This is a genomic window from Streptomyces sp. NPDC002835 (assembly GCF_053591995.1).
In genome coordinates this window covers 1-19,808 of the sequence record NZ_JBSFUW010000048.1, presented here as the reverse complement: position 1 = coordinate 19,808, position 19,808 = coordinate 1, and the positions used below count along the sequence as shown (strand labels likewise).

General features: G+C 66.9%; 17 protein-coding genes and 1 pseudogene. 7 read left to right on the top strand and 11 right to left on the bottom strand.

Annotation, left to right across the window (positions count from 1 at the left end; genetic code table 11):
- Window positions 1–588 precede the first annotated feature (588 nt).
- On the top strand, window positions 589–2,703 hold the full coding sequence (locus ACWD01_RS33055) for a hypothetical protein (RefSeq protein ID WP_451167074.1): 2,115 nt from the start codon (window positions 589–591) through the stop codon (window positions 2,701–2,703).
- Window positions 2,700–3,176, top strand: coding sequence for a hypothetical protein (locus ACWD01_RS33050; protein WP_451167072.1), 477 nt, complete (start codon window positions 2,700–2,702; stop codon window positions 3,174–3,176). The genes ACWD01_RS33055 and ACWD01_RS33050 overlap by 4 nt, the downstream gene beginning before the upstream one ends.
- 277 nt (window positions 3,177–3,453) lie before the next feature.
- Here the strand turns inward: ACWD01_RS33050 and ACWD01_RS33045 are convergent, their stop codons facing one another.
- From ACWD01_RS33045 to ACWD01_RS33035, 3 genes and pseudogenes are all read right to left on the bottom strand, one after another.
- Window positions 3,454–3,714: a hypothetical protein gene (locus tag ACWD01_RS33045; RefSeq protein ID WP_451167109.1), complete on the bottom strand. Its 261-nt coding sequence runs from the start codon at window positions 3,712–3,714 to the stop codon at window positions 3,454–3,456.
- Window positions 3,715–3,764: 50 nt separating this feature from the next.
- Window positions 3,765–4,037, bottom strand: a pseudogene (locus ACWD01_RS33040) (BtrH N-terminal domain-containing protein); the annotation flags it as partial.
- Window positions 4,034–4,840, bottom strand: coding sequence for a MerR family transcriptional regulator (locus ACWD01_RS33035; protein WP_451167071.1), 807 nt, complete (start codon window positions 4,838–4,840; stop codon window positions 4,034–4,036). The pseudogene ACWD01_RS33040 and the gene ACWD01_RS33035, both read right to left, overlap by 4 nt.
- A gap of 1,589 nt (window positions 4,841–6,429) precedes the next feature.
- Here ACWD01_RS33035 and ACWD01_RS33030 point away from each other — a divergent pair.
- Window positions 6,430–7,185, top strand: a complete 756-nt coding sequence (locus ACWD01_RS33030) for a hypothetical protein (protein WP_451167069.1) — start codon at window positions 6,430–6,432, stop codon at window positions 7,183–7,185.
- A 48-nt stretch (window positions 7,186–7,233) separates the two neighbouring features.
- Here ACWD01_RS33030 and ACWD01_RS33025 read toward each other — a convergent pair whose 3' ends face one another.
- The 8 genes from ACWD01_RS33025 to ACWD01_RS32990 all read right to left on the bottom strand — a co-directional run bounded on the left by ACWD01_RS33025 (window position 7,234) and on the right by ACWD01_RS32990 (window position 16,669).
- Complete coding sequence (locus ACWD01_RS33025; RefSeq protein ID WP_451167068.1) at window positions 7,234–8,442, bottom strand: hypothetical protein; 1,209 nt, start codon at window positions 8,440–8,442, stop codon at window positions 7,234–7,236.
- Window positions 8,443–8,490: 48 nt separating this feature from the next.
- Window positions 8,491–10,584 (bottom strand): hypothetical protein, encoded by a 2,094-nt coding sequence (locus ACWD01_RS33020; protein WP_451167066.1) that lies wholly within the window; start codon window positions 10,582–10,584, stop codon window positions 8,491–8,493.
- A 79-nt stretch (window positions 10,585–10,663) separates the two neighbouring features.
- A complete protein-coding gene (locus ACWD01_RS33015) occupies window positions 10,664–12,598 on the bottom strand; it encodes a hypothetical protein (protein ID WP_451167064.1) in 1,935 nt (644 codons plus the stop codon).
- A gap of 349 nt (window positions 12,599–12,947) precedes the next feature.
- Entirely contained in the window at window positions 12,948–13,811 is an 864-nt protein-coding gene (locus ACWD01_RS33010; RefSeq protein WP_451167062.1) for a thermonuclease family protein, read from the bottom strand.
- An 86-nt stretch (window positions 13,812–13,897) separates the two neighbouring features.
- Window positions 13,898–15,088, bottom strand: coding sequence for a peptidoglycan-binding domain-containing protein (locus ACWD01_RS33005; RefSeq protein WP_451167060.1), 1,191 nt, complete (start codon window positions 15,086–15,088; stop codon window positions 13,898–13,900).
- 149 nt (window positions 15,089–15,237) lie between these two features.
- The gene (locus ACWD01_RS33000; RefSeq protein WP_451167059.1) at window positions 15,238–15,543 is read right to left on the bottom strand and encodes a hypothetical protein; all 306 of its coding nucleotides are present in this window, start codon (window positions 15,541–15,543) and stop codon (window positions 15,238–15,240) included.
- A 45-nt stretch (window positions 15,544–15,588) separates the two neighbouring features.
- On the bottom strand, window positions 15,589–15,915 hold the full coding sequence (locus ACWD01_RS32995) for a hypothetical protein (RefSeq protein ID WP_451167056.1): 327 nt from the start codon (window positions 15,913–15,915) through the stop codon (window positions 15,589–15,591).
- Window positions 15,916–16,465: 550 nt separating this feature from the next.
- Window positions 16,466–16,669 (bottom strand): hypothetical protein, encoded by a 204-nt coding sequence (locus ACWD01_RS32990; protein WP_451167054.1) that lies wholly within the window; start codon window positions 16,667–16,669, stop codon window positions 16,466–16,468.
- 79 nt (window positions 16,670–16,748) lie between these two features.
- On the opposite strand from ACWD01_RS32990, the gene ACWD01_RS32985 reads away from it, so the two are divergent.
- From ACWD01_RS32985 to ACWD01_RS32970, 4 genes are all read left to right on the top strand, one after another.
- A complete protein-coding gene (locus ACWD01_RS32985) occupies window positions 16,749–17,825 on the top strand; it encodes a M12 family metallopeptidase (protein ID WP_451167052.1) in 1,077 nt (358 codons plus the stop codon).
- Between the two features lie 8 nt (window positions 17,826–17,833).
- The gene (locus tag ACWD01_RS32980) at window positions 17,834–18,850 is read left to right on the top strand and encodes an MvdC/MvdD family ATP grasp protein (protein WP_451167050.1); all 1,017 of its coding nucleotides are present in this window, start codon (window positions 17,834–17,836) and stop codon (window positions 18,848–18,850) included.
- A complete protein-coding gene (locus ACWD01_RS32975) occupies window positions 18,847–19,188 on the top strand; it encodes a YbaY family lipoprotein (protein ID WP_451167049.1) in 342 nt (113 codons plus the stop codon). Before ACWD01_RS32980 ends, ACWD01_RS32975 begins: the two co-directional genes overlap by 4 nt.
- 375 nt (window positions 19,189–19,563) lie before the next feature.
- Window positions 19,564–19,808, top strand: a 245-nt coding sequence (locus tag ACWD01_RS32970) for a transposase (protein WP_451167047.1), incomplete at its 3' end; no start/stop codon positions are given.

The following is a 19,808-nucleotide window of genomic DNA, read 5'->3' as shown; positions in this document are numbered from 1 at the left end:
CGGCTGCGGGATCCCGGCGTCGATCAGCGCGATGGCGCCTTCGTAGAACCCGCCGATCGTCTCCTCGGACGCGTTCGCGCAGTGCGTGCGGGACAGGCACAGACCGACGAGGGCCTGCTGCGCCACCTCGCGTGGCGCAGCAGCCCGAGTACGCCGGACGCCGCTTCGGCGTCCAGGAGACCGACGCCAGCAGGTAACCAGGTTTTCAGGAGGCCGAGTTGGGCCCCTGACGTGCACTGCTTGCGCGTCAGGGTGACGGTCCGTTACGGTTCGCTCGCCGACATGGAACATGTCGGCCGCGCACCGCTCCGGATATACGGAACTGCACGTCTCAGGGTTGGACCTGCGGCGTGAAGGGTGGCTGGCACCCGTCATCGACGGGAGTCCGGGTCCATACGACCTGGCTGACCAGCAGCCCGCCTAGCCCCGTGGAACACCGGTCGGCACGGAGACGTCCCGGACAAAGAGCCGGCGATGGCTCGTGACGGCGCTCGCTGCCCTTGTGACAGCGCGCAGTGGACTCCTTGGCACGATTGTCAGGGACAGCAGGTCATTCCTGCGGCGCGTTAGTCCCTGAAAGGGCCTTCCGTGAGCATGAACATCGACGACATTGACGACGGCAACCTGCCTCCCTCCCTGCGTCGGCCCAATCCCGTGCCCGACCCCGTGCCCGTCACGCAGCTTCGCGGTCTTCGCAAGGCACTCATCGAAAACCCGGTGAACTCGCTCGACGACAACGCGGTCAACGTCGTCACGGGCGGTGTGGTGGAGCCGATCCGGCTGCGCCAGATGGTCGAGGCACGGGGCGAGACAGCGGACTCCGGCCTGCTGCTCAACAAGCCGGTCGTGGGCGGCACCTTGTACGCGGTCGGGCAGCACCTGCGCTTCCTGGACCTCGACGTGCTGCCCGACTTCATCAACCAGCGGTGGGCGCACCAGTTGCGCACCGCCATGGACGTGGAGCCCTCCACGACGGACCCGGTCACCTACGAGACGCTGGTCGACAAGGAGAGCGGAAAGCCGCTCGCGATGTTCGTCGTCCGGGTTCGGGACCGCAAGGCCCTGGCTGCCCTGGTGGCCGACAGCATGCGCAAGACGTTCCACGCCCAGGGCCAGAAGAACATCTACACCGACAGCGTGCTTCAGCAGGGCGTGAAGGAGCCGCTGACCCTGTTTCTGGTGCGCATCATCTTCGACGACGGCACCGAGGAGACCTACCTCGTTACTGGCGATGGGAACAGCCGTTTCGTCAGCATGTGGCTGGCCCGTACGGGAGGCGACATCGACGCGGCGATTGCCGCGTGCACGGCAGCCGTGATCGGTGCCGTGGACCGCCACGAGCCGCGCCGGCCGACCGACCTCCGGATCGCCCGGGCGGCGGTGAAGGAGATGGCCACCCGTGTCCGCAACGGGCTCGCCGAGTCGGTCCTCACCGAGGAGACCCGCCGGGAGGGCCACACCCTCACCTTCCCCGCCATCGTTGTGGTCGGTGCGCAGGCCGAAGACAACAGGCCCCTGCCTGACCTGGTCGCCGCGCGGGACGATCTGGTCGCGAGTATCCACGTGCACGTCACCCCGTGGACCGACGGCGCCCAGCACACCCAGGGCATGCAGCGCGTCTACCGTCACGCCTCCCGAAGCAAGCTGATCACGAGCTCCGTCTACGAGGTGCTGCTCGGCCAGGTCGGTCCCGCGGCGATGTACGACATGCTCAAGGTGCCTGGGCACCGGCTGTGGGCGTCAGCTCTTCACCAGCGGGTCGTGCTGGCCGGTCCGGGTGCCACTCAGATGAACATGCTCATCAAGCAGGAATTCGGGATGGGCAAGGCCGACCGGCAGCGAATCAGCGCTCACCTGGCCCCGATGGCTCTGTCCCCCTACAGGAGCTCCGAGAACATCGACCAGGCCATCCGCGCCTTCGGCAACGGTGGAACGATCACCGAGATGGTGTGGAAGCGATCCTGGGACCTGACGACCGGCACCAATCCCCTCGACGTCCTCGACGACATCCTCCAGCGTGCGGAGGCCGGTGAGCACAGCGCGATCGCCGAGCTGACGGTGCTGGGAGGCACCGCAGCGATGCTCGACGGCTACATCACCCGCGACCGCGGCTCCAAGCTCGGCGCCACCCGCGAGAGCGGCAAGGCCCCGTTCCGTGCCGTACCGAACAAGCTGCTGCACAACCTGGCGTCCACTCTCGGCGGGCTGCGGATGCTCCACTCCATCGCGTACGCGCACGTGGCGGCCGACCGCGCCATCCTCCCGAAGCAGTTCCACACCGCCGACCGTGAGATCGACGGCGTCCTCGTCCGTGACGGCGAGCCCCACCTGGACAAGGCCGGAGCGACGAAGACCATCGTCTACGAGTGGGACCTGGTCTATGCCTCGGACCCGGTGGAAGCCGAGGCCGGCATCGCCGCCGAGAAGCAGAAGCAGCGCGACGGCAGCGGCGCCGGCGGTGACCTCACGGCCGAGGACGTCCGACAGCGACGGAATCTGGAGGGAGGCATCAAGAACGCCGTGAAGGCCGCGAACACGCTGGCCAAGATGGTCCCGAGCCGGAGCCGCGACGTCTTCGGCAGTGCCGAGGGTGTACAGACCCTGCGCGACCAGCTGAAGAAGATCGACGAGATCCTCATCGCCTACGGCCCCCACCAGACGGGCCTGCTGGACCTGGATGAGGACGACGAGGACGACGAGTGAGCTCCGCTTCGATCCCCCGCCAGATCATTCGCCAGCTCACGCCCGTGCTCCGGACGATGGCCCCCTTGGTCGACGCCGCCGTTCTCAACGAGGACAGCGGGCTGCCGGCCCGGCTCACGTTGCGAGCCACACCGGAAGCTGTCCGGCGCCGCATCAACGCACCCAACGCGGTCTATATCGCCTGGGACGTCCGGTGCCACTGCCGCTACGTAGGAAGTGTGTGCCGACAGGAACGGACGGCTGTGGGTACTCGGCTCGCCGAGCACTACAAGCACAGTACTGACGGCCCGAACCGGCAGGCCCACTGGGCCCTGCTGACTGTTCTGCCCATACGATCCGACGCCCCACTGCAGATCGTCCGGGCGGCGGAAGGGTGGGCCGCCCGTCTCCTTTCCCCGCAGGACGGGACTGCCCACCCGCACATCGACATGGCCGAGCCGCCCGCCGTGCTCGCGGCGTCCATCGGCGCGTAGACACCAATTGTCCGGTCCCGGCTCCATGCCGGGACCGGACTCCCACAGAACTCAATGCCGGGCCATGGAGCTGGTATCCGCCGCCTGGATCTTCTGCTGATGCCCCCCGCACAGGGAGCACAGGCCGGTGCCCGGGTGCGCAGACGACGGCGTGTACGACGCTCCGGCTCGCGCTCCACGACCGACCGCAGCCCGGACCGATGCGGTCCGGGACTCGCTCGCGTAGGGGCGCGGCAACGAGGTCAGCGCGCCGGCACGGGCAGGACGCCCCGGATAACTAGGTGCTGCCCGTACGGGTGGCCATCGGCTCCATCTGGACGCCGCTGCGCAGCGGCTTCACCGAGAACTTGAAGCCCTTGAGCGGGCCGTGGCAGATGATCCCGGCCGGGGTGGGGATGCCGATGCCGTCGGGGGAGAGGGTGAAGCCGAGCCTCGCGTAGAAGTCCGTCAGCTCCGGCTCGTGCGTGGCGTACAGGACGGCCGCGCCCAGCTTCCCGGCTGGCTGCGAGCCGGCCGCTTTCTCCGCTTCGGCGACCAGGGCCCGCGCGATGCCCTTGCCGCGCCACTGGTCGATTACCGCGAGGGAGTCCAGACCTTGCGGGGGGAGACGGTCTCCTGGACCAGGAGCTCCAGCCCGAGTCCGGCGGCCAGGTTTCTGGTGAGGTCGAAAGGCTTGACCCGTCCCCCGAAGAAGGGGAAGTCCATGTTCTTGCTGTCCCAGTAGATGAAGGACAGACCGGAGCCGAGGCCGAAGAGCATGGGCTCGGACAGATCGAGTCCCTGGTGCCGCAGCAGCACACCCAGAGCTGTCGTCTCGCAGTGCTGCGTACCGCGGGCATCAATGTCTCTTACCGTGGTCATGCCATGCTCTCCTGGACGGGGACGACCACCCTGGTCATCAGCTCTTCTCGCGGCGCCTCAGCCGGCCCGACGAGGTAGGCCTCACGGACGGGCGCTTGCGGGCGCAGCCCGCTCTCATGGACGGCGGCGAAGAGCGCGTTGTAGGCCAAGGGCAGCTGGGCATAGGGCCCGATGTGCACGGTCTCGGCAACGAGTCCGCCGGGCAGCACCTCGAACTCCAGGCCGGGCGCCCCTGCTCCCTGCTGCGTCTGCACTCCGACGGCGATCTCCACCCGCTCTTCAAGATCCAGCGGGTACAACGCCCACAGCGGCGGTTCCCACGCGATTCCCGCCTCGCCGAGCACGGGCAGCAGCCGGCCTACGCCCTCCTCGACCCCCGCTCCGATCTCCGCAGAGAGGCAGACCGCTCGCGCCACTGCCAGCCGTCGCTCCGGCTCCCTGCCCATCGTCACCTCGTAACCGGGTAGGCCGCCTTCCACCAGCCGCTCCAGCATTCCCAGCCGGGCCTGGTCCCTGCTGATCCGCTCGGCCAGCCGGTCCCGCTCAGCGCGCAGGACCTGTGCCCTGCGCTCAGGCTCGGCGGCCAGCGCTTGGGCGATCACAGCCAGGGGAAGATCCATCTCGCGGAGCAGCGCGATGGTCAGCGCATTGCGTGCCTGTTCAGGTGCATAATAGCGGTAGCCGGAGCTGCCGTCCACGCGGACCGGAGCCAACAGCCCCATCTCGTCGTAATGCCGGAGCTGCTTGACGCTGAGCCGGCACAGCCGAGCGAAGCGCCCAATGGTGAGAAGTTCGTCTTGCAAGCCCTCATGGTGGACTCTCCCACGGTGGGAGAGTCCACCGCTGTTACCCATGGGCGCGATGGCTGCTGGAATGTAGGGCTGCACCTTCGGCACCGCACCGCAGGGTCGGTGAGGCAGGCCGGCGCAACCCCGGGGCGCGGCGGGGGAGCGCCCGATAGATGCGGTCCCATTTATCCTGGACCTGTCTCTCAGCACGCAGCACCGCTGGCAGGACACGGGCCTTGTTCAGCCGCGGCCGGACGTACCCGGCGGCCAGGGCCTTGAAGCTGGTGGTGTCTCGGGGCCTGCCAGCCTGGACCTCCTGCACGACGGCCCGCAAATGCCTCCACCATCGAGGTGCCTTTGTTCGAGCGCAAGGCCGAGCACTTCCTCGCCTTCGCGGGTATTTCCGCAGCCTCATCTGCCACCGCCGCCTCGTCCGTGCGAACGGGCCGAACCGGTCAGCGTGAGGCGGCACCGAGGCTCGGCCGCAGTCTGCTCAGAGTGGTTCTGCATGTCAGCCAGCGCGGAGCGCCCGCGCAGGCCGGGCTCGTCTACGCCGCCATGGGCGTGATGAGCGCCGCCGTCGGCCTCGCGACGGCCGCCGTGCCCGCGCGGGTCGGCCTGCCGCCCCGCTGGCGGGCCGCCCCCGCCGCGTCTGTCGTACTCTCGGCCCCGCTCGTCCTTGTCGACTCGCTTCTCGCCCTGTACGCGGTCGTGATTATCCTCGGCGCCGCTTACGCGCCGCACCTGATCACCGTGTTCGGCCTCACCGAGCGGTCGTGCCCGCCCCCTGGCTCGCCGAGTCCATGGCCTTCCTCACCAGCGGGGCGCGGGTGGCCAAGCCCTCTCCGGCCGCCTCGCGGATTCCCCTGGAGCGCCGGCGGCCCTTCGCGGTGGCGGTCGTCGCGGCGGCGTTGTGCGCGGCGCTCTCCTGGTCGGTCCGCAACGCGTGCCGTCGGGCGCCATCTGCGAGGCGTGAGCGACCCCTGACGGGCCGAGGCGTCACTGCAGCCTGGTGGAGCGGGACTGCGTCGACCACCCGACTGTCAGCGCCGTGGTCTGTGTGACGTACGCCCTTGCGTCCGGCGCGCTGCGTGCCCGCACCCGGCGGCGCCGACACTCGCATCGGCCGCGGCGGCATCGTGCCGAGCCTGCAGCGTGTGGAGCGCCGCCCGCTCGTCAACCTCCGGCGCCGCGTGGTAGGCGGTGCGACATTCGAGGGGCCGGAGGGTTCGGCGTCTCATGCGGGCACCTCGCCGTACAGCACTGTCGACAGCGCAGCGCGTGTTGACAAGACGACGACACGAGACCGGTCGGCCGACCCAGCACCCGCGCCAACACCGCTCCATGCCCCGGCATTTGTCGCTGCCCCTACCAAGATCCGTACCGTACGCGGTCCAAACACTCCCGCAGTCGAGCCGCAGGACCGGCATTCGTGGGGCATGGCGGCGATGGGTAAGGGGCCTGGCAGGCAACCAGACCGGGCTGAGCCGGCGTCGGTCGTTCTGCCGAGCGACCCAGGCATGCCGCGGATATCCTGAATACGGATGGATCAGTGCGCTTCGCCGATCCCAGCTCCGGTTCCGGAAACCCGCAGGAGCGATGCGATGGACCTGTTGCCAGTCGAGATCAAGGTCAACATCGAAGGCGATGTGGGGGCGGCCCTGCCCGCTCTGGGTGGGGCGCACGGTGTGATGATGGTGCGTGAGATCTGGTTCGCCGAGGACTCCGACGGCGTCTCCGAGGGGCGATTGCCGCTGCTGGACGGCGGAGCGATCGTACGGCTCAGGATCGGTGGCGGTCCGGACGACCTGACGGTCAAGCTGCGTCCGTGCACACGGGAGCAGTTGGTCGGCCGCTTCTCCGCCGCTTTCGACGCTGAACCCTTCACCTACAGGATCGAGGAGGACTGGTCGGGCGCACGCCGTGTGCTGGCCGCCTCCCTCGTCCACGACCATCAGCCGGGGCATCTTACGGACGCGGTGGCGACCGGTGCCGATCCCGCCGCGCCGATCGGCGCGCTACAGGATCAGTTCCTGCACGCGTGCGCTCCAGACGTCCAGTTCGGTGGGCTCGTCGCGCTGGGGCCGATTCGCTCGACCAAGGTCGAGGACGTTGCGCTCGACGACCTGGAGGTGAACCTCGAGGTGTGGTCGGGCGCCGGTCTGGAGTTCCTGGAGGTGTCGAGCCGGGCCAAGCCCAAGGACGGTGACGACGCCGAGGAGCTCACGGCACGGGCCGAGCGCAAGCAGCGAGAGCTCGAGGATGCGGTGCGAGCGCGAGGAGTCACCATCTCCGAACTTCCCGACACCAAGACCCACCGCGTTCTGACCGCCTTGGCGGCTGGTGCCGGGCCAGGCTGAGACGCAGACCTGGTCCAGCTGGTTCAGTCCAGCTGGACCACTGGACCATCAGAGGGCGATCACCGTCAGGTACTTGTCGAGCTCGTGGCGGGCTGCCGCGGCCACCTCCGCCAGATCGCCTTCCACCGTCTGCTCCGCAGAGACGGCACCGTGCAGCGTGACGGACTCCCGCAGGCTGACGCTGCCCGTCGCCGGTTCCCGCTTGAGCGTCATCCGCGCGTCGCCGAAGACCGCGGTCCACCATGCGGGGGCAGCGGCGTCACTCTGCGCGCCCCCGACGGGGTCGGGGTGCACATCCGTGCCGGCGACTTCGAAGAGTCGGTCTTTGACCATGGCGAAAGCGGCTGTCCGCAGTTCGTTCGTGCCGCCGAGCCAGGCAAGGACGGACGGGTCCAAGGGCGCGCCGCCGGTCTCGGTCAGGCCGCCGGTCTCGGTCAGTCCGGTGCGGACGGCTCCCACCGCGACGGCGGATCGGTACGCGGTGTCCGCCGCGTCCCCGTCGGGCCAGGGTTCTCCGGGTGGCACGGCCGCTTGGAACACCTCGTGCAGCTTCGCCACATCGACGTCGAGAGTCGCCGTGAGGGCCGTCGGCCCGGTGTCGAACTGTTCGGTGAGCACGTTGCGGATGATGAACGGCGGCGCGGCGGCGTCCCGCAGGTTCGTCACGACCGCTTCGGCCGCAGCGGGGCTGAAGGACACCAGGAAGGAGCTGGACGCCTGCGCGTCGATGCCCCCGCCAGGGCCGCCCTGGACGCTCATGAGCAGCGGACCGGTGCCGGTGGGTGGCTGCTCGATGACGCACGAGACGGCGCTGCCGGTGACGGGCACCATGCGCAGTTCAGGGTCCGGGTCCCCGCGGCGGTGGGCGAACAGCTCGGCGATGCGCGCGGGCGGGGCGGGGTGGTCGTGGTTCGCGAGCTTCTCCACGATGCCGGCCTGGACGTCGGCGGGCAGGGTGACCGTACACGAGAAGGTGCAGGAGCCGCCGAGGTACTGCGGGTGAGGACCTACGGGGGACTGAACCATGGCAGTGGCCGAGAACTCGAGGTCGGTTGTGCCAGGCCTCGTCGCGACAGTCACCCGCGGTGGCTGGAAGTAGAACCGGGTGGGTTCACCGGAGCGCGCCAGGTCGGCGTTGACGGCGTCGGGCCGGATCCGGACGCCGACGGGTGACGCTCCGTCCGTACCGCCGTTCACCGGGATCACGAGCGAGTCGGGGCCGAAGATCGGGCCTGTGGGGATAACGCTGCCTGGCATCGCGGTGCCCCTGTCGGTCGAAGGCGGTTCTGCCGGCGGTGGTTCGCGTCAGTGGATCACCGCCGACGTGACAAGGAGAACGGGCTCGTCGACGAAGTCGTGCGCGACGGAGACGGTCCGCGCGCCGGACGGCGCGTTCACGGTCAGCACGACCGTGCTGTCCAGGCCGGTGACGGCGGAATCCACCGGGAGCGAGGCGTGCACGAAATCGATGTCGTGGGAAGGGCTCAGCGTCAACGCGGGAACCGGGTCTCCCGGGTTGGCATCGAGTGCGATCTCCACTTTGATGGTGCTGACGCCCTCCGCCTCGAAGTTCAGCCCGGTCGCGTTGACCGTGAGCGGGTACTGCACCTCCTGCACGGTGTGGGTGCGGAACGTGAGGAAGGTCAGCATGTCGGCCTTCGGCAGCGGAGCGGCCACCTCCAGGGTGCGCGACACTTCCACCACCGTCACGGCACCGACGCCCGGGAGGGTGGTGGTCTGCCCGGCTTCGAGCACCCTGCCCCCGAGAGGGACGATCGGCTCCGGGCCTTGGCCGTCCCGCACGTCGGCGCACTGGAGGAGCTTGAGGTCGAGTGGTCCCACGTTCGTGGCCTGAGCGCTGGGCGGCTGCGATCCGGATTGCGGAGTGGTCGTCAGGTCACCGTTGTGGGCGGTGCGGCGCAGGTTCAGCAGCACCTGGCTGCGCACGGGTTGGGGGAAGAGGTCGTCGAGCCGGACGGCGATGCTGCCGAAGAGGGGCGCCGTCCCTGGCGATGCGAGCTGTTGCAGGAACAGGTTGACGAGGGACGCGGCTGGTGTGGGACGGTCGTCGCTGATGTCGACACCCACTTGGATGGTGGTGCCGTCGCCGTCGGCGAAGGCGACCTGGCCGCTCCGAAGGCCTTGCAGAGTGGACGGAGTACGGGAGTCCAGCCCACTGGGCAGGGCGACGCGCAGGGTGCGCCCGACTGCCTCCGGGACGCCGGTGACGTCCGCCCGCAGGCGGGCGAGGTCGATCGGGTCTGCCATCGGGCCGACCGTGAAGGTGAAGTGGAACCGGCAGCCGCTGATGGAGGCGGGCGACTCGTCGACGATCGAGTCGCAGGCCGCGAGGGCGCCCTGCGCCGTGACGAGGATCCCGTAGGCGTCCGGTACTGCGATCACCGTGCCGCTGATCTGGCCGAGGAAGACACGCTGGAGCGAGGGATACTTCGACGGGATGTCGCCGAGCGTGGTCAGTTCGCGGTACTCCGTACGCTGGGGCGCGAAGACCCTGAAGTCGTTGGCGTCGATGATGGGCCGCGTCACGTCCCCCGCCGTGATGGTGAACCTGCTGCGGTGGGTGTCGGTGTTGAACTTGTCTCCGATGAGCAGGCTGCGTCGGAAGCGGGCGGTGCACGGGAAGAAGACGTACGCGCCGATCCTGTCGATGAGGGACGGCTCGAAGGGAGTGCCCCCGGTGTTGCCGCCGTCACCGAAGACTTCGAACTGGAATCCGTGGAAGATCGGCCCGTGGACGGGGAATCCGGTGTCGGGCGACGTCACCAGCGCCGTCTGGTAGCCGGAATAGGTCGGCTCGAACTCCAGTCGCAGCTTCCCGTGCAGGGTGAGGTGCACGTAGACGGCCTCGACCAGCGGACCGGACAGCTCGAACGCGGCGGTGAAACTTGTCCCGCTGACGGTGGCCGTGGTGCCCGTCACCGTATGCTCCGTGACGGATCCGTCAGGCTCCGTGAGGGGTACGACCAGCTTCACGACCGGCTGCAGGTCGGGCACGGGGTGCAACTCACCCGACTGGACGGAGGAGAGGACGTTCTCCGACAACTCCTCCTTCAACGTCAGGGTGAACGCGGCGCGGTTGAACGTTCCTCCACCGGTGGCAGGCGCGCTTGTCTGGACGACGTCGAAGGCGAACTTCCGGTCCATGGCGGGCAGGATGTACGCCGGGAGGAACCACGTCGCGTTCGGGAAGGGGGCGAAGGCGAGCACGTCCGGGACAGGACCGCTCTCCAGGCGCGGAAGCAGCGGGGCATCCGAGGGGAGTTCGGCGCTCCTGCTCTCGTTGACCACCGAGCCGATGTGGTCTCCCGTCCGTTCTACCAGCCAGGGCTTCGGCTCCGCGACGAGGAATTCGTCGAATGCCTGCTCCATCTGTCCCATGGTGTCTCCCCGTCGGGGTGATCCGTCGTGTCCCGGACGGGCGGTTCGGCCCGTCCATCCGGGGCATGCGGTCCGGTGGTCACACGGTGACGTTGGCGGCCGCGGCAACGTACCGGTTGACGGTCTCGATCTTGTCTGCGGGCGTCCTCGGCAGCGGAGTGGCCAGTTGCGGAATGTATTTGATCCGCCCTTCCGGGACGGGAACCCGGACCGGCTCCGAGGTCGTGTAGAAGACCGGCTCGTCGGTGAAGTTGGGCCCGAGCACCTCGACGGACACGGTGTAGCTGATCTCCTTCACGAAGACGTACTTGTCGGAATACACCTCCCACAACGCGTTCTTCACGTTGTCCTTAGTCACCACGATCGCCGGGAACGTGTCATCGTCGATGGTTGGCGTTATCGTCACGGTGATGTTGGACGGAAGCCGGACGGGCGACACGATGAACCGCACAAAGACGTAGCCGACCTGACTTGCGGTCATGACCGGGGCGTGGTCGGTGCTCAGTTCCTCGATCACGGCCACCGACGGGTCGGTCGGGGCGATCTGCGGGGAGAGGTTGACGCGGGGGTCCTGCCCGTCGAAGATCAGCTTGCGCCGCAGTTTCACCTGGTCCGACGGCCAGCCGTCGACAGGGTTGTCCAGCCGCAGGAACGAGATGTTGACGATGTCCCTGGCCGTCTGCTCCCGCCAGACGGCGGGCTGCTCCTGACCGTTCGGCTGCGTCTCGCCGGGTACGTAGTGCTGGCCGCTGGCCCTCATGCTCAGATTGACCTGGCCGTTCTCCACCGGCCTCGAGAAATCGGGGTATCCGGCCTCCAGTTGGACGGACCTGAGCGGGCTCCTCCGTTCGGTGCCGTCGAAGAACTTCTCGCTGAAGTTGACCTCGGAAAACCCGGCGACCTGGACCTTCTTGAAGAACTCGCCGATGTCGATGATGAACAGGTACTTGTTCAGATCGGCCCGGACGGCAGGCAAGAGGTCGCTGAGATTACCGCTGACGGTATGGCTCACGGCTACCGTTTGGTCGAGGACCAACTCCTGGCGGACGTGGACCCCATTGTGGGCGTGTGTGGACTTGATCGACACGGCCGAGCCTCCGAACAGCTCGCTGAACCAACCGCGGTCGGCCGTTGCCTTGGAGTCGCTCTTGGCGGGATCGAAGTCGAAGATTTCGTGCTTGACCATCTCGAGCGCCGTTTTTTTCATCTCGTTGACGTTCTCCGTCACCCATTTCTTGGTGTCCGCGTCGAGCACCGCGTTGTTCTGCGTTATGTGCGTTTTGATGGCGCCGCTGGTGATACATCTCTGGTAGGCGAACTCCGCTTCGAGCGAGTTGATCCGGAACAGGCCGCCGGTGGAGACCGCGGCCGAGAAGGAGTCGAACACCTTGTCGATGTCGACATCCACCTCGATCGTGACACCGTTGATGTAGAAGGTTTCCTGGAGCGCGTTGGTGACCAGGAACGGCGGCGAGGCACCCGCCTTCAGCGCGCTCGCGATCTGGCCCGCGGCCGGCAGGTTACAACTGATCAGGAACGAGCAGATGCCCTGCGCCTCGATGCTGCCCTTCCCGCTGTGCTGGGCTGTCATGAGGATCTTGCCGCCTGTGACGGCCGGGTCCTGAACGGAGCACACCACGGCGCTTTCCGTGATCGGAATGATGCCGAGCGACGGCTCCGGATCGTTCTGCTGGAAGTTGAAGAAGGGGCCGAGCCGGTCCGGGATCTCGTGCTCCCGCTGCTTCAGCTTCTGAATCGCACCGGTGATCACGCTCGGCGGAATGGCGAACGTTGTCGAGAACGCGCAGAAGCCACCGCCCAGTTCGGTGCCGGCCAGATCGCCGGGCGTGATGTGCGCCTCCTCCGACATCAGGCCCTTGAACAGGGTCATCTGGAAGTCGAAGTCCTGCGGGGAATCCTGCTTCCGCGCCAGGAAGACCCGGGCGGGCTGGAAGTAGTACTGAGTGGGCAGCCCGGCCTGGCGCAGTTCCGGATTGTGCGCGTCCGGGTACACGTGGAGCTCGAACGGTCTGCCGGTGTCATCATTGACGGTGACGATGACGAAGTTCGGACCGAACAACGGTCCGACTCCTGATGCGAAGTCAGCCATGAGTGGCACTCCCTGCCGGAGGATTCAGCAGATCTGCTGGAGGAGTCACCCGGTACGGCCCCGGCGCATCAGAACATCACCGCTCCCTGGGCATGGAGGCCGGTCGACGGGTGCGCTGTGAAGTTACTTCGACTGTAGGTCCAACTCCCCTGGAACCGCCACCTGACCAGGTAGTTCGTTCGGCAACTGTCGGACGACCGAGCAATCTGTGCCGAGCCGGTCAAGGAAGTCGGCAGGTCCCCTCGACGGGGATTCAGGCGTCCTCGAAGACCAGATCCTCTGACGGATGCGTCATTCTCACCGTGTGGCCGTCGGTGACCTCTAGGACGTGGTGCAGGCCGGCACGCCGCTCGCCTGTGGACAGGATGGAGAATCGGTCCTGAACACCCGCCAGATAGGCGGGGAAGCACGCCAGCGGCATCGTGCCGAGGCGCAGGTAGTCCATCGTGCGGCGAAACAGCTTGGGGAGGATCACCATGTCGTCGGTGAGGGAGGCCACGCCTGTGATCTTGGCTCCGCTCGTGGTCACGTCGCTCGCCCACAGGCCCTTTCCGGCCGCCCTGGCCGCGCCGGCCGTAGCGGCCATGTCCGTACGCAGGCTCGTGAACAGGGTGCGGTAGAACGTCGGGTACGCCAGCCCTTCCGCGAGCAGGTGGTGATTGACCGTCGTCTGCAGCACGGCGACATCCACGTCGATCTCCAGGCCACTGGTCCCGGGCGGAGTGCCACGTCCGACCAGGGCCACGCAGCGCCCGTGCACATCGGCACCGCGGGTGAGGACGAATCCGGGGACCGTTTCCGGGGTGGTGGCGGTCACGGTCTCGTCCGGTCGGCGCTGGACATCGGTGAATCCCAGCCACTTCAGCAGTTCGTCGCGCGCTGCGTGAGCGAACTGAAGCGGCTGGTGGTCGCGCTTCGGGCCGTAGTGGGTCTCGAGCGCGTCGACGGCATCCAGACGCAGCTTCGCGCGCCCCACAGTGCTGTGCTCCACAGCCCGACCGCCCCCTCCACCGACGATAGTCCACTCGGCCGGGTTCTCAGCGGTGAAATGAACCGTATCTCCATCAGGCTGCGATCCCTTGAGATCGTAGAAGCCCTTAATGAGCAGCATGGGCATGGCCACTCCTCAGCAATGGGAGGTTGTGTTCGAGCCCCGAGACGTTCGATACGAAATTACGGCCACCTTTCTGGTGGCTGCGTTCGCTAAACGGTGTTGCGGAGTTCTTGAAGGTACTGCTGCACAAAAGCGTTGAACGCCGTCTGGAGGTCTTGCTCCTCCTCCAGTTCGGGATCAAAGCCGTCGGGGTCCTCCCGGTAGACGAAATCACCGAGACCGTCGGGTTGCATCTCGCTCAGATCCGCAGCGGTCATGAGGTTGTTCAAGTGAGTCGACTCCAGCTCTGTCTCGGTCACGTCGCCCGGCGTCATGTTTCCCGCAGTGTCCTCCAGTCCAACGGCTTGCTGGAAGTCCGAGAGCGCACTCGCGGTTTCTTCGCTGAACGAACCGTCGATGGAGATGAGCGAGCCACCCGTGGCGGTCCGCCAGTCGTTCAACAACGCCTGGACGTACCTGACGTCCTGGGCTTCGTTGCCCCCGTCCGGTCCGACGGACCCGCTCAGGGGAGAGCCGAAGGCGAGAACGGCCGGGCCGAGGACTCCGCCGCCGAAGATGACGACGGCGATGGCGGCCAGTGCGGCGAGAGCGGCGATGACCGCGGAGACGATGATCGCCTTGGCCAGCGTCTCCAACAGCTCTCCGTCCACCTCCACACAGATCTCGTAGACGATGAGACCCTGAGCTATTTCCGGCTCGGTCGCCCGTTTGTAGTGCAGGGACGCCTTGCAAGGAATGATGCCGAGATAGTTCCGCTGATAGAACGTGATGGTCCGATCAGGGTCGAATATCTTCCCCTTTTCGTACCGGGTAAAATTCGGGTCGTTCACAGAAATGAAGTCCATGAGCGACAGGAAGGTCTCGATCTTCTCCCTCCCGGCCGCCCGCCCAGAGTCGGAGTTCGGTTTAATCTCGTAGAACTCCATGCGGACGCCCGGCTCGTGGGTGATGATGTCCGGCACCGCGAATCGTTCGTTCTCGTCGTCCCCGGAGTCGACAGGCTTCTTTCGCACTTCGCACGAGTGAGAGATGAATCCTTCGTCCAGCGTCGGGTTGCGCGTCGCGAGGAAGCTGGCAAGAAAGCGGCATCGCGTCGTATCGGACGCCTCGTCGAAGAAGTCCGTCCCGGTTCCACCGCGTTGGTACGGGTTGCACCCACCCTTGCTGAAGCAGTAGTCCTGACGGACGACCCATTCGACGACGAGGCCAACCTTGGCGGCCGCCCAACGGGGCGCGCCGGCCTCACGAGGTGTAGTGCAGAATTTCGTCACGAGAGTCACCTCTCCTGTGTGCTCTCGGTCTCAATGCCGTGTGACGTGACGCTGGCGATCGATATCGTGCGATGGCACACGGCCTTATTCCCATGATATCCGCACCACGCTGGTCCGCAGCCCGGAGAAGGTCGCCACGAGCGGTAGCGGACGATGCCTCAGAGGAGATGCACGCACTCCGTGAACGAACGGATCAGCAGGGCCCATGAGGCTCCACCGAGCAATCCCACGAAGCAGACCGCAGCGGTCGGGCCGAGCAACCTCTCGAGGATCTTGATGATCACCCCGGATGCAATTCCGGCGAGCGCGAGCATGATGGCTCTGTCGGCGTCGCGCAGGTTTCGATTCCACTCCACGACACGCCGGATGGCGTCGTCCCCCAGGGCGCGGAGGTCGTCGATGATCGCGTCGATCGTCGTCTCGACCCGTGCTCCGTAGCAGTTGGCAAACTCCTCGATGGCCATGCTTCTCTCCTCACTGACTTTCCGTAGACCGTTTGAGAGCGGCGCCTAAACCTGCCCCTGAACCTGGCCGAGCGCTTCACGCGTCGCCTGCAGCAGCTCCGTGAGGCGCATGTTGGGGGTTCTGTCGTATGCGGCGAGAATTGACGAGACCTCAGGTGCTACGTTCACTGAAGGGTCGGCCAGGACCGAGCACACGGTGAACTCCAATGAGCTCTCGTCGAACCCCTCACGGATGGCCGGGTCCAGTTCGCTCATGTAGCCGTTGATGTTTTCGAGTGCACCTCCGATCACATCCGGGGCGGGCACTTCGGCGGCATCCATCTGGATCCCGCGCTCCGCGAGCGCGACGGCAAAGTCATCGGCGAAGGCCATGGGAATTCTCCTCGGTCACAGTGCTGCGAAGGGGCACCGAGCGCCCCGACTGGGACCCATGGTGACCCGCCCACGGAGCCACGTGCGCCTTCACTGATCCATGTGGGGGCCTGCGCGCTACCCGACTGCTGCGCCCGAGATGTTCCCGAACGGGGCGCGGGGCCCTTCCGTGACGTCCCCGTTCGTGATCACCACCCGACGGCCGCCCTCTGTCTGTCGTGGGCGGCGTCAGCCGTCCGATCACCCCTCTGATGCACTTCCTCATGCCGGAGTCGGTGCGCCGGCAGAGACATCCCGCGGATGGCTCCTCCCGAACCGGCGTGTGCTCCGCACGATCACTCTCATCCCCGTCCGCTACTTCGGCGCGTCCCCACTCGAAGGCGTCGAGCTGGTGCCCGCCGAGGGTGACGCGGCGGGCACCAGGTCGGGGTGATGCTCTCGGCTCGGAGGACGGTCAGTTCCCGCAGCACGCGAGATTGCGGATGGGTATGCCAGGGGATCTTCATCCTTGCCGCAGAGAAGTCGTGGTCATGCCACCTGGTTGGGTGCTTTAGGTGAGAGGCGGGACGTGGAACACATGGGTGGACAGCCACCAGGCACTGAGGTGAGTGATGAACGCCAGTCCGTCGAAGCCGGGGCGTGGTGCGAAGAAGACCGCGTCGAAGACGAGTACGGCCCGAACGAAGTCCGCGTCAGCGAAGAATCCCGCATCCGCGAAGAAGGCTCCTTCCCGCAAGCGGGCCGCTTCGGACACCGGCGCCCCGGATACGTATGGCTCGGGTGTGCGCGGCAGAGGTGAGTACCGGACAGGACCCGTCTGCGGGACCGCGCTGGTGGACGGGGCGACGTTCCGCAACAAAGGGCTGATGTTCGCCGACGTGAACGGCAAGGCGATCTTCGAAGGCGACATCGTCCTTGGCACGGTCGACGAGATGAAAGCCTCCGTTTCTGCACCCGGCGACATGGAGTCCCGCCCGCTCGCCTCGGTGGGAATCGTGGGAGAGAACTATCGCTGGCCCAACGCGATCATTCCCTACGAAATCGACCCCGCCCTGCCGAACGTGGAGCGTGTGACACGAGCCATCGATGTCTGGACCTTTCGCACGCGCATCCGCTTTGTCCTGCGCACCCCCGCGAACGCGCACCAGTACCCCGACTTCGTGCGCTTCAGCCCCGGCGACTCGTGCAGCTCTCCGGTCGGACGGAAGGGCGGGCTTCAGGTGATCGAACTCGGCCCGAGATGCGGTCCTGGAACCGTGATGCACGAAATCGGCCACTCAGTAGGTCTGTGGCACGAGCAGAGCCGTGAAGACCGCGATCTGTACATCGAGATCAAGTTCGACAACATCCTGCCGGACGAACACTACAACTTCTACAAAGCGGGTGGCGACGGAGACGACTTCGGCCCCTACGACTTCTCGTCGATCATGCACTACGGGTGGAACGCATTCGCCATCGACGAGTCGAAACCGACGATCGTCCCACGGCGTCCGCTGGGCCCAGGCGTCGTCATGGGGCAGCGTGAATTTCTGTCCGACGGTGATGTGGAGGGCGTCCACGCGCTCTATCCGCCCGCTCCTCAGACGTCCAAGGAAGTGGCCAAGGATCGCATCGAGGACTGGACGCTGAAGGAGGTTCCCAAGGACCCGGTCCATGACCAGCCACCGAAGGGAATCGACCTGCAGACACCTGCCCTGGCACCCACCAGCCCGTACATCCTGGCCACAGGGCATCAGGCGCCGTCCCTGGTCGGCCAGGCCGACGGTCTCGCTGCGCAGGTGGGCCAGCTCGCCGAGGTTGTGGCCGGGCTCCAGCAGAGTATGACTGCCGTGATGACGGAGCACACGCAACTCGTGAGCAGGCTCGACTACCTGCTCGGCGTTGGCGTTCCGGCCGGGCCGCAGCAGTGATCCTCATCGTGTCCTACGACGAGGACCACGCCCTCGCCGTGATGAGCCACCTCGAGGCGGCCGGGCGCGAGGTTCTGCGTATCGACCTCGCCGACTTCCCCGTACGCGGTGCGATCAACCTGGAGTACCCCGCCGTCGGGTGGCCGGAGCTGACCCTCACCACCCCGGCCATCCACGCCGAGGTCGACCGGTGCCACGTGGCATGGTGGCGGCGCGTACGGCCCTTCACCTGTGACCCGAAGCTCGGTACTCCGCTGGACCACCACTTCGCGGTCAGCGAGACAGGCCAGGCGCTGCACGGTCTCTTCCAGGCGATGGACTGCACCTGGGTCAATCCCCCTCTCCTGGACGGGATGGCCCAGCACAAGCCCTACCAGTGGGAAGCCGCGCGCAGAGTCGGTCTGACGCTGCCGCGTACTCTTGTCACCAATCAGCCCGAGCGAGCTCAGCGGTTCGTCGACGAGATCGGAATCGGGCGCACGGTGTTCAAGTCCTTCCTCGCCACCGCCGAGGCATGGCGCGAAACAAGAGTCGTGCGACTGCAGGACCTCGCACATCTCGAGGCCGTCCGCTACGCCCCGGTCATCTTCCAGGAGTTCGTGGTCGGCGTCGATCTCCGCGTAACGATCGTGGGCGAGCGCGTCTTCGCGGCCGAGATCGACGCCACCGACACCAGCTATCCCGTCGACATGCGGATGGTGATTGGCGAGTCCAAGGTCCGGCCGGTCACCCTACCGGCGGCCCTCACCGCGACGCTGCTCCGCCTCATGCGCCACCTCGGGCTGGTGTACGGCGCCGTCGACCTGCGCCGCCGGCCCGACGGGCAGTACGTCTTCTTCGAGGTCAACCCCGCCGGTCAGTGGCTGTTCGCCGAGGAGCACGCGGGGCTGCCGATCACGAGCGCGGTCGCCGGGCTTCTGTCACGCCTTGACGACCTGGGGTCCCAGCGGACCGGCGCGGTTGGCGCGACCGGCGTCGCCGAGCGGACGGCGCCGAGGCCGGCCAGTCCGGTGGCCGGACTATGAGCTACACAGTTACCGGCACCGTGACCATGCCTGCCGACGCACCCACGACCCGCGCGGCACGGGTGGTGGTGGAAGTGCGCAGCACCTCAGGGGCCGACGCGCCCTCCACCGTTACCGGGAGCCAGGCGCAGACGGACCTGGAGCTCTCCCCCGGCGGCAGCGTTCCCTTCCGCGTCGACGTGGACGATCTGGACCCGCGGGAGACGTACGGCATCCGCGTCCATGTCGACCTCAACGGCAGCGGGATCGTCGAGTTGGGCGACCTGATCACGACCCGGACCACCGCCGTGTCCGCCCAGCACACCCAGGGGATCGTGGCAGAGGTCAGCAGGGTGTGAGAGTCAGGTGCCACGTGAAGCCGGAGCACCGCCGTCGTCCTGACACCGAGCGCGAGGCGAAGAACAGCGGCGGCAGGATGGGTGGCGTCCGGATGCTGACTGCGACCCCACCTCACAAAGGGTTCTGGCCCCCCGGTGGGTCTCCCTTGTTAGAGGGCGTTTATGCAGTTCAAAGCAGGTAAGCGGCTTATGTGAGTGCCCCGTTTCAGCATGGTTCACCCAGTAGGTTTCGAATGTCGTCCGGCAAGGCGCGACCCCCGTCGCCCGTCTCATCCTCTTCTGGTCCTGGAAACCCGTCTGACGTAGAGATACGGCAGAAACTCCCACCCTCCTGCGGAACAGAACCTTCCGGCATGCCCATGCTCACGCTGTGCCGTGAGTGAGCGCAAGCCGTACCCCAGCGACCTGTCCGACGCCCGATGGGCCCTGATCGAGCCGACGTTGACGGCCTGGCGGAATGCCCGGCTCGAACGCCGTCCCACCGGAAAACCGGCCCAAGTCGATTTGCGCGACGTGTTCAATGCAATCCTCTACCTGAACCGCACCGGAATCCCCTGGAAATACCTCCCACACGATTTCCCCGGCCACGGCACCGTCTACTTCTACTACGCCGCCTGGCG

Coding starts and splice junctions, on each gene's coding strand:
- ACWD01_RS33030 (WP_451167069.1), top strand. CDS start 6,430: ATGGACCTGTTGCCAGTCGAGATCAAGGTCAACATCGAAGGCGATGTG.
- ACWD01_RS33025 (WP_451167068.1), bottom strand. CDS start 8,442: ATGCCAGGCAGCGTTATCCCCACAGGCCCGATCTTCGGCCCCGACTCG.
- ACWD01_RS32995 (WP_451167056.1), bottom strand. CDS start 15,915: ATGGCCTTCGCCGATGACTTTGCCGTCGCGCTCGCGGAGCGCGGGATC.
- ACWD01_RS33020 (WP_451167066.1), bottom strand. CDS start 10,584: ATGGGACAGATGGAGCAGGCATTCGACGAATTCCTCGTCGCGGAGCCG.
- ACWD01_RS33000 (WP_451167059.1), bottom strand. CDS start 15,543: ATGGCCATCGAGGAGTTTGCCAACTGCTACGGAGCACGGGTCGAGACG.
- ACWD01_RS33010 (WP_451167062.1), bottom strand. CDS start 13,811: ATGCCCATGCTGCTCATTAAGGGCTTCTACGATCTCAAGGGATCGCAG.
- ACWD01_RS32975 (WP_451167049.1), top strand. CDS start 18,847: ATGAGCTACACAGTTACCGGCACCGTGACCATGCCTGCCGACGCACCC.